At 66.3% G+C, this 8,757-nt stretch carries 11 protein-coding genes; 8 read left to right on the top strand and 3 right to left on the bottom strand.

The window, feature by feature from the left end:
• The 3 genes from earP to B2W70_RS08880 all read left to right on the top strand — a co-directional run.
• Positions 1-825: elongation factor P maturation arginine rhamnosyltransferase EarP (earP, locus tag B2W70_RS08890; RefSeq protein WP_286744941.1), on the top strand; the 825-nt coding region annotated here is incomplete at its 5' end.
• Positions 826-911: 86 nt separating this feature from the next.
• Positions 912-1,466 carry an elongation factor P gene (efp, locus tag B2W70_RS08885; RefSeq protein ID WP_286744939.1) on the top strand — a complete coding sequence of 185 codons (555 nt, stop codon included), beginning with the start codon at positions 912-914 and terminating at the stop codon, positions 1,464-1,466.
• Between the two features lie 111 nt (positions 1,467-1,577).
• Entirely contained in the window at positions 1,578-2,585 is a 1,008-nt protein-coding gene (locus B2W70_RS08880) for a pseudouridine synthase (protein ID WP_286744936.1), read from the top strand.
• Here the strand turns inward: B2W70_RS08880 and B2W70_RS08875 are convergent.
• Positions 2,518-3,471 carry a Tll0287-like domain-containing protein gene (locus tag B2W70_RS08875; RefSeq protein WP_286744934.1) on the bottom strand — a complete coding sequence of 318 codons (954 nt, stop codon included), beginning with the start codon at positions 3,469-3,471 and terminating at the stop codon, positions 2,518-2,520. The two genes, B2W70_RS08880 and B2W70_RS08875, sit on opposite strands and share 68 nt — an antisense overlap.
• A gap of 33 nt (positions 3,472-3,504) precedes the next feature.
• Positions 3,505-4,353, bottom strand: coding sequence for an archaetidylserine decarboxylase (gene asd, locus B2W70_RS08870; protein ID WP_286744932.1), 849 nt, complete (start codon positions 4,351-4,353; stop codon positions 3,505-3,507).
• Between the two features lie 124 nt (positions 4,354-4,477).
• Here asd and B2W70_RS08865 point away from each other — a divergent pair, with 124 nt between their 5' ends.
• From B2W70_RS08865 to B2W70_RS08855, 3 genes are all read left to right on the top strand, one after another.
• Entirely contained in the window at positions 4,478-5,473 is a 996-nt protein-coding gene (locus B2W70_RS08865; RefSeq protein WP_286744930.1) for an ABC transporter substrate-binding protein, read from the top strand.
• A complete protein-coding gene (locus tag B2W70_RS08860) occupies positions 5,470-6,300 on the top strand; it encodes an ABC transporter ATP-binding protein (RefSeq protein WP_286744928.1) in 831 nt (276 codons plus the stop codon). The genes B2W70_RS08865 and B2W70_RS08860 overlap by 4 nt, the downstream gene beginning before the upstream one ends.
• Positions 6,301-6,370: 70 nt before the next feature.
• Positions 6,371-7,141, top strand: a complete 771-nt coding sequence (locus B2W70_RS08855) for an ABC transporter permease (protein ID WP_414631040.1) — start codon at positions 6,371-6,373, stop codon at positions 7,139-7,141.
• Positions 7,142-7,201: 60 nt separating this feature from the next.
• On the opposite strand, the gene B2W70_RS08850 is transcribed toward B2W70_RS08855, so the two are convergent.
• On the bottom strand, positions 7,202-7,747 hold the full coding sequence (locus tag B2W70_RS08850; RefSeq protein WP_286744926.1) for a DUF1415 domain-containing protein: 546 nt from the start codon (positions 7,745-7,747) through the stop codon (positions 7,202-7,204).
• A gap of 75 nt (positions 7,748-7,822) precedes the next feature.
• Between B2W70_RS08850 and B2W70_RS08845 the strand changes: the two genes are divergently transcribed.
• Positions 7,823-8,386: an MOSC domain-containing protein gene (locus B2W70_RS08845; protein WP_286744924.1), complete on the top strand. Its 564-nt coding sequence runs from the start codon at positions 7,823-7,825 to the stop codon at positions 8,384-8,386.
• A 57-nt stretch (positions 8,387-8,443) separates the two neighbouring features.
• Positions 8,444-8,757: urease accessory protein UreD (locus B2W70_RS08840; RefSeq protein ID WP_286744922.1), on the top strand; the 314-nt coding region annotated here is incomplete at its 3' end.

The raw sequence follows: 8,757 nt of genomic DNA, 5'->3' as shown, positions 1-8,757 counted from the left end.
CCCGTTTTCAGCGGCCCGGCAGCGGGTTTGCGCAAGCACTTCTTCTACCCCGGCTTCACGCCACGCACCGGCGGCCTGCTGCGAGAAGTCGACCTGGCCGACCGCCAGCGCGCCTTCACCGAAGAGGCCCGACTGACGTGGTTGCGAAACCTGGGCGTGCCCGCGACCAGCGAGTGTCGCCTGGTGTCGGTGTTCTGCTACGCGACGGCACCGCTGGGCGAGTGGCTGAGCGCGATGGCCGAAGAGGCCCTGTCACACGCGACCGCAACCCGCGTTTTGCTGACGCCTGGCCACGCAACGCGGCTGGCCCAGGCATGGCTGGCCACCGCGAGCAACGCGCATCAAAAGGCCTTGATCCTTCACGAACTGCCCGCCTTGCCCCAACCCGAGTTCGACAAGCTGCTTTGGGCCTGCCACCTCAACATCGTCAGGGGCGAGGACTCTGCGGTGAGGGCCCTGTGGGCCGGAAAGCCCCACATCTGGCACATCTACCCTCAGGACGACGGGGTGCACGCGGACAAGCTCGCGGCCTTCCTCGACCACTGGCTCCGGGACACTGGAGGGCCACTTTCTTCGGCCTTGCGCGCCGCCTGGCAGCATTTCAACCGGCTGCCCACAGGGCCATCTGAAAGCGATGAGGCCGCGACCGGTTCAGCGCTTTTGTGTGGCGAGTCAAGCCCTCCCCCACCCCTGCCCGACTGGCGCCAAGCAGACAGCGACTGGGCCCGAGTCAGCCGAGCGGCGCGCCAGCGCGCCTGGGCCCAAACCGACCTCGTGACGCAATTGCAGGCCTTCGCTGCCCCATTCGTCACCAGCTCAGGGTAAAATCCGGGGTTTTGCCGCCTGCACGAGGGTGGCGCTCCGAGTCAACCGAATCGACAGTTGAGAACCGACCTGATCGGGCATCCACCATGAAACTCGCACAAGAAATCCGCGCCGGCAACGTGATCATGCAGGGCAAGGACCCGATGGTCGTCCTCAAGACCGAATACAGCCGCGGCGGCCGTGGCGCTGCCACCGTCCGCATGAAGATGAAGAACCTGCTCAACGGCGCCGGCGCCGAAGTGGTCTTCAAGGCCGACGACAAGATGGACCAGATCATCCTCGAGAAGAAGGAGTGCACCTACTCCTACTTCGCCGACCCGATGTACGCCTTCATGGACGCCGAGTACAACCAGTTCGAAGTCGAAGCCGAGAACATGGGCGACGCCATCAGCTACCTGCAAGACGCCATGCCCGTTGAAGTGGTGTTCTACGACGGCCGCGCCATCTCCGTTGAACTGCCGACCTCCGTCGTGCGTGAAATCGAGACCGAGCCTGCCGTCAAGGGCGACACCTCCGGCAAGGTCCTCAAGCCCGCCCGCATCGTCGGCACCGGCTTCGAGATCTCGGTGCCCCTGTTCGTTGAATCGGGTGACAAGATCGAAATCGACACCCGCACCCACGAGTACAAGAAGCGCGTCTGATCCGTCAGCAGGCTTGGCCCACTGCGGGCACCAAAGAGGGACACCCAAGGGTGTCCTTTTTTGTGTCACGCTGAGCGCTTGCGGCCCTGAGAGCCTGCCCCACCGTTCGCCATGTCTCGCCCCGCCCGCATCCCCCTGCCCACCCGTGATGGCGTGAGCGCCAGCACGGTGGCCACGCCGAGTGGGCCCTGGACGAGCGTGCTCGACTTCCTGGCCGATCGCATCCCGGCGGTCACGCGTGAGGATTGGGCACAACGCATGGCACGTGGTGAGGTGCTCGACGCACAAGGCCAGCCCTTGCCACCCGACGCCCCGTTCAAGCCCCAGACACGCCTGCACTATTGGCGCAGCCTGCCCTTCGAGCACCGGGTTCCGTTCGAAGAATCCATCGTCTTTCAGGACGAATGGCTGGTGGTGGCCGACAAGCCACATTTCCTGCCCGTGACACCCAAGGGGCGCTACATCCAGGAGACGCTGCTCGTGCGCCTGAAGCGCCGCACCGGCATCGACACCCTGGTGCCCATGCACCGCATCGACCGCGAAACAGCGGGGCTGGTGGTCTTCACCATCCAGCCGCACACGCGCCACGCCTACCAAAGCCTGCTTCGAGACCACCAGATCGAGAAGGTCTACGAAGCCATCGCCCCTTGGCGACCGGACCTCGACTGGCCTGTGCGCCGCCTCAGTCGCCTGCAAGAAAGCGAAGCCCACTTCATGGCCATGCAAGAGGTGCCTGGCGAGCCCAATGCGGACACCTTGATCGAGCCCCTCGATTTGCTCGGCCATGGCGACGACAGCCCGCGCTGGGCACGCTACCGGCTCACGCCACGCACAGGCCAGAAGCACCAGCTGCGCGCGCACCTGTGTGCCCTGGGCATGCCGATCGCCAACGACCAGATCTACCCCACGCTGCAACCCGCATTGGCGGCAGATCAGGCGCCAGATTTTTCGCAGCCCCTGCAGTTGCTGGCGCGCTCACTTCGCTTCATGGATCCGATCACAGGCCAGCTACGCGAGTTTCACAGCCAGCGCAGCCTGAACCTGGATGCGATCACGCCAGGCGCGACTCAGGTCCCGCCGCAGACAAAGCCTGCTCGACCGCGTCACGGCGACGCTTGAACGCGAGCACCACGACACCGATCGACGCCAGGCCTGCCACGCCGAGGGCCACCCAGGCCGCCGTGGGCACGCTCTGGCTGGCAGCCTGCAGGCCCGTTTGCACAGGCAGCTTCACGCTGATCACGCCAATGGGCTGACCGACCTTGTAGCCGAACCCACCGCCGCCGTTGAACTGCTGGTTGGTGCGCAGGAAGTCCGGTGCGCTCTCAGGTGTGTCGTGACAACGAAGGCAGCTCTTCTGTGCGATCACGGCGCGCGCGTACAGCAGCTGGCCGCCCTGCACCTTCCAGTATTCGTTGGGCGAGGCCTTCAGCCCCATGTGACTGCCACCGAGCGGCCCCGACTTGGAAAAGGCCTCGGCACCATGCTCATTGAAAGCCTTTTGCAGTGCGTCGAGCGCCTCAACCTCAAACGGATTGGGCGCGTTGTTGCGGTTGAGCACGGTGCGCGCGGTCATGCGGTACTGCGCCTGGCTGTTGGTGGCCATCAGCACGTCGGCCACCTCGCGCTGAATGAGCGCCGGGTTCTTCCAGTAGTAGGTCTCGATGCGCGCCATGGCCTCGCGTTCGCCCTGGCGCTGTTCGGCCTTGGCGCCATTGAGCAGCGCGGCATCGCCATCGCCGCCGGCGTACACGTTGCGCGTCAGGAAGCTGCCGGGCAACGCCGCCCCAGCGCCCTGGGTGCGCGCATGCACGCCGCCGTACTGAGACGCCCAGCGACCGACTGTTTCGGCCATGTCGGCGACGATGCGCCCCTCGCTGACCGCGCGTCCCTGAACGAGGCTGTCGGCCGTCCACCAGGCCGCAGCCCCCAGCGCAGACACCAGCACACCGACGAGCCCCACCAGGGCCAGGCCAGACGAAAAACCAGAAGATTGACGAGACATCGGATTCCTTGGATGGGGTGATCAGTTGGACGATCAGGCCTGGCGTCGCGCCATGGCTTCGCCCATGCGGATGGCACGTTCGGTCTGCCAATCAGGCATGAAGGACAAAGGCCCCTTGGGAAACAGCATCACGACGGTCGAGCCCAGCAGGAAGCGGCCCATCTCGTCACCTTGCTTGAACTCGATGACCTGGTCGTGATACGTCCACTCACGCACATGGCCAGGGCGCGGCGGATTCACCACACCGTGCCAGGTCGTGGCCATGCTGCCGACGACGGTGGCGCCCACCAGCGTGAGCACCATGGGGCCATGCGGCGTCTCGAACACGCAGACCACGCGCTCGTTGCGCGCGAACAGGCCGGGCACGCCTCGGGCCGTCGCAGGGTTCACCGAGAACAGCTCGCCGGGCACGTGGATCATGCGCGTGAGGCGCCCGTCACACGGCATGTGGATGCGGTGGTAGTCCTTGGGGCTGAGGTAGAGCGTGGCGAAGTGGCCGTCCTCGAACTGGGCCGCCAGGGCGCGGTCGCCCCCCACCAGCGCGGTGGTCGAGTAGCTGTGGCCCTTGGCCTGAAAGACCTGGTCGCGGTCGATGGCGCCGAGCTGGCTGATGGCGCCGTCCACAGGCGACACCCAGTCGGCCTTCGCCAAGGGGCGCGCACCGGCCTTGAGGGGCCGGGTGAAGAACTCGTTGAAGCTCGGGTAAGCAGCAGGATCGGGTTGCGCGGCCTCGGCCATGTTGACGCCGTAGCGTCCGATGAACCAGCGGATGAAGGCGGTGGTCAAGGCGCCTCCGCGGAGCGAGGCACCAAAGCCCGCCAACGAGGTCAGCGCCTTCTTGGGCAGCACATGCTGCATGAGCACGAAGAGACGTTCAGACACAAATTCTTTCAGCAATGCACAGATAACATTCGAATTGTAGGACCCACCCTCGGCGTTGCATCAGGCGAAAATCCGACGCACACCCCCTCAGTTCCGGTCCCACCCCCTCAAGCTCGGAGTCCCCATGCGCATCGCATCGCTCCAGCGCCGCCTGCTTGGCAGCCTGGCCCTCGCCTTCGCTTTCATCAGCCCCTGTGCGCAAGCCACTGAAAAATTCGTCTTCCTGACCGACTGGTTCGCGCAGGCCGAGCACGGCGGCTTCTACCAGGCCCAGGCGCTGGGGCTGTACAAGCAGGCGGGGCTCGACGTCACCATCCGCATGGGCGGCCCACAGGTCAACCTGGTGCAATTGCTGGCGGCTGGTCAGGCCGACTGCATCATGGGCTTCAACGTGCAGACCATGAAGGCCTGGGAGCAAGGCGTGCAGGCCGTCACCGTCGCGGCCTTTGCCCAGAAGGACCCGCTGGTGCTGATTGCCCACCCCGACGTGCAGCGCGTCGAAGACCTCAAAGACCGCACGCTGCTGATCGGCCAGGTTGGCCAGGTCACCTATTGGCCCTGGCTGAAGGCGCGCCACGGCTTCACCGATGCGCAGGTGCGCCCCTACACCTTCAACATCCAACCCTTCCTGGCCGACAAGCGCATCGCCCAACAGGGCTACCTGACCTCCGAGCCTTACAGCATCGAAAAAGCGTCAGGCATCAAGCCCAAGGTCTTCCTGATGGCCGACCAGGGCTGGCCACCTTACGCCGGCTCCGTCGTGTGCCTGCAGCGCACCATCGAGCAGCGACCGCAAGCGGTCACGGCCTTCCTCAAGGCCTCGGCCGAAGGCTGGAAGCGCTACCTGCAGGGCGACCCCAAATCTGCCAACGCCCTCATCAAGCGCGACAACCCCAACATGACCGACGACGTCATCGCGCAGTCCATCGCGCTGCTCAAATCGCACGGCATCGTGCTGGGTGGCGACGCGGCCACGCAAGGCATCGGCACCATCACCGACGAGCGCATGAAGCGCACTTTCGACATGCTGGTGCAGCACAAGCTGATCGACCCAACCAAGGTGGACGTGCGCAAGACCTACACCACCCGCCTGATCCGCCAGGTGCAGGTCAAGCCTTGAGCGCCCCGTTCGCGGTCGAGTTGCAGCAGGTCGGCTTGCGCCACGCTGGTGGCCTGCGGGCGCTCGACCAGGTGAGCCTGCAAATCGCCCAGGGCGAGTTCCTGTGCCTGGTCGGCCCATCAGGCTGTGGCAAAAGCTCGCTGCTCAAGCTCATCTCAGGGCTGTGGCAGCCCAGCTCGGGTCAGGTCCGCGTGGCAGGGCAAGACCCCCGACAGGCAGGGGCTCGCCAACAGCTGTCCTTCGTCTTCCAGGACCCGACCTTGATGCCCTGGGCCAGCGTCGCAGACAACGTGGGACTGCCGCTCAAGCTCGCTGGGGTGCCTGCCCACGAACGCTCAGACCGGGTCGCCGCGGCCTTGCACCTGGTGGGCTTGGAGGCTTTTGCGCAGGCCCTGCCACACGAGTTGTCAGGCGGCATGCAGATGCGGGTGTCCATCGCGCGAGGGTTGATCACAAGGCCAGCGATCCTGTTGCTCGACGAGCCATTCGGGGCCCTCGACGAAATCACCCGCCACAAGCTGGACGACGAGTTGCTGTCGATCTGGGCGCAAGGCGGGCTCACCGTGGTCTTCGTGACCCACAGCCTGGCCGAAGCGGCCTACCTGGGTACGCGGGCCTGCGTCATGGGCGCCCGCCCTGGTCGCATCGTGTTCGATGACAGCGCACAACAGCCCTGGCCCCGGCCGGAGCACCATCGCACCAGCGCCGAATTCAACCAGCGTCTGCGTGCCCTGCAAAGCGCTCTGGCCGAAGTCAGCGTGGCGGATCCGGTGGCTGCGGTGAACGCCGCGTCGCCCCGGCAAGGCGAGCTGCAAAATGGTCGGTGACACCATGAGCCAGACGCCTTCGGGCACGCATCCAAGCGCTGCGGCCAAGCCGCAACTCGCATCGTGCCTGATGAAGGCCATGCCTTGGCTCGTGGCGGCCCTGCTCGTTCTGATCTGGCAGGTTTGGGTCACGCTCGCCGAGGTGCCCGCCTACCTGGTGCCCGCCCCCAGTGAAATCGCTCGCAAGCTCCTGGCTGACTGGCACTTGCTGGCGCCCGCCTGGTGGACCACGTTGAAGGTGACCGCGCTGGCCCTGCTGTGCGCGATCGTCCTGGGCTCGCTCACCGCCTTTGTGTTCGTGCAAAGCCGCTGGATCGAAGCAGCCTTCTTTCCGTATGCGGTGCTGCTGCAGGTCACGCCCATCGTGGCCATCGCGCCGCTGATCATCATCTGGGTTCAGGACGCGACCTGGTCGCTGGTGATCTGCGCGACGCTGGTGGCGCTGTTCCCCGTCATCGCCAACACCACGCAAGGGCTGCGCAGCGTGTCGCCAGGCCTGCTGGCTTACTTCGAGCTGCGCGGTGCTTCTCGGGGGCAAACGCTGTGGCAGTTGCGCGTGCCTTCTGCCCTGCCCCATGTGTTCACGGGCTGGCGCATCGCCGGTGGGCTGGCGCTGATCGGCGCGGTGGTGGCGGAGTTCGTGGCCGGCACGGGAGGCACGGCCTCAGGCCTGGCGTACCAGATCCTGCAATCGGGCTATCAGCTCGACATCCCGCGCATGTTCGCGGCGCTGGTGCTGATCTCGGTCACCGGCATCGCGATGTTTGCCCTGATCACGGCGCTGGGCCGGCGTGTGCTGGGGCGCTGGCACGAGAGCGAAAAACCGGGCCATCCTCGCTGAGCCGCTGGTTGAAAACACACCGGGCCTCGCTGGGGACCTTTGGCCCAGGCACCGCGCGCTTCAATCCTTCCAAAGCTGCTGCCAGCCAGCCTGACCCAGGCGCTCGAGCGTGCGGATGTTCTCCTCATAGATCGAGTCCGCCTCGGGAAAGGCTTCCACCGCCCGGTCCAGGCTGGCCTCGCGGATGAGGTGCAGCGTCGGGTGAGGCGATCGGTTGCTCAGGTTGCCCAGGTCATCGGCATCGGTGCCAGCGAACTGGTAGTGCGGGTGAAAGCTCGCGATCTGCAGCTCGCCCTCCAGGCCCATGTCGGCCAACACCGCATCGGCCACATCCAGGAAGTCGTTGTAATCGAGGAAGTCCTGCAGAACGCCAGGGTGCATCAGCAAGGTCGTGTCGACCTCCTCAGGGTCGGCATCGCGCAGGAAGGCCAGCTCATCGGCCAGGTCCTGGGCCAGGGCCTCTGATGTCTGGGCGTCCGACACGCGCCAGCGGATCTGCCCCTTGACGTGCACGCCCTTGGCGAACGGACACAGGTTCAAGCCGATGACGGCTTTCTCCAGCCAGCGGCGGGTATCGTGGATGATGGCGTCATGGTCGATCTGCATGCCCGCATTGTCGCCGAGCCGCCCGATGGGCTGGGCGAGCCCTCGACCAGAACGCGCCATCTGCCTTCGCCCGCCATGACCCAGCTCCAACTGACCGACACCGCATCCGCCGTCACCTCGCTGCGAGAGCTCGCATCGCGTTTTCCGCACGCCGGTCGCATCGAGGCCATCCACCTGCGCCCTGCGCGACTGGCGCCCGTTCGCACGGTGAACGCGGCCGAGTTGCTTGCCGACCGCGGCCTGGTGGGTGACCGCAGCGCGGCCCGCGCACCCAGTCGCCCAGGCGGCGGCAAACGCCAGGTCACGCTGATCCAGGCAGAACACCTGCCTGTGATCGCAGCGCTGAGCGGGCTCGCGCAGGTCGATGCAGCGGACCTGCGCCGCAACCTCGTCATCTCGGGCCTGAACCTCGTGGCCGCGCGCAGCCTGTTCAAGGACCAGCGCCTGGTCCTGCGCCTGGGCGACGACGCCGTGCTCGAGCTCACCGGCCCCTGCGACCCGTGCTCACGCATGGAAGCCCTCCTGGGCCCGGGTGGCCACAACGCCATGCGCGGCCACGGCGGCATGACGGCACGGGTGTTGCAAGGTGGGGCCATCCGCGTGGGCGATGCCGTGCGTTGCACGCCATGGCCCGCCTGAGCCCCAGATAAACTGCGCCCGCGCCCGCGCTGGAGCGAGCGCCCAACCCCACACCCCATGAGCTGGCACGGCCAACTGTCCCTGAACTACCGCCTCGACGGCGAACGCACCACCGCCCTCGACCGGCACCATGGCCCGCTGCGCGTGCTGCAACGCCTCTACCCGGAGTCCGAGCGCGTCTGCCACCACGTGCTCGTGCACCCACCCGGCGGCATCGTCGGCGGTGACGTGCTCGACATCGACCTGCGCATGCAGCCCGGCAGCCACGCCCTGATCACCACGCCCGGTGCCACGCGCTTTTACAAGAGCGCGCAAGCCGAAGCGCGTCAGAGCCTCGTGGCCAAGCTTGAGCCGGGCGCCCGCCTGGAGTC

The sequence above is a fragment of the Aquabacterium sp. UBA2148 genome, assembly GCF_002328915.1.
Classification (GTDB): Bacteria; Pseudomonadota; Gammaproteobacteria; order Burkholderiales; family Burkholderiaceae_C; genus Aquabacterium; species Aquabacterium parvum.
The sequence above is the reverse complement of the archived record's forward strand: the minus strand, read 5'-3'. Positions and strand labels throughout refer to the sequence as shown.

Coding starts and splice junctions, on each gene's coding strand:
- efp (WP_286744939.1), top strand. CDS start 912: ATGAAACTCGCACAAGAAATCCGCGCCGGCAACGTGATCATGCAGGGC.
- B2W70_RS08880 (WP_286744936.1), top strand. CDS start 1,578: ATGTCTCGCCCCGCCCGCATCCCCCTGCCCACCCGTGATGGCGTGAGC.
- B2W70_RS08875 (WP_286744934.1), bottom strand. CDS start 3,471: ATGTCTCGTCAATCTTCTGGTTTTTCGTCTGGCCTGGCCCTGGTGGGG.
- B2W70_RS08865 (WP_286744930.1), top strand. CDS start 4,478: ATGCGCATCGCATCGCTCCAGCGCCGCCTGCTTGGCAGCCTGGCCCTC.
- B2W70_RS08855 (WP_414631040.1), top strand. CDS start 6,371: ATGAAGGCCATGCCTTGGCTCGTGGCGGCCCTGCTCGTTCTGATCTGG.
- B2W70_RS08850 (WP_286744926.1), bottom strand. CDS start 7,747: ATGCAGATCGACCATGACGCCATCATCCACGATACCCGCCGCTGGCTG.
- B2W70_RS08845 (WP_286744924.1), top strand. CDS start 7,823: ATGACCCAGCTCCAACTGACCGACACCGCATCCGCCGTCACCTCGCTG.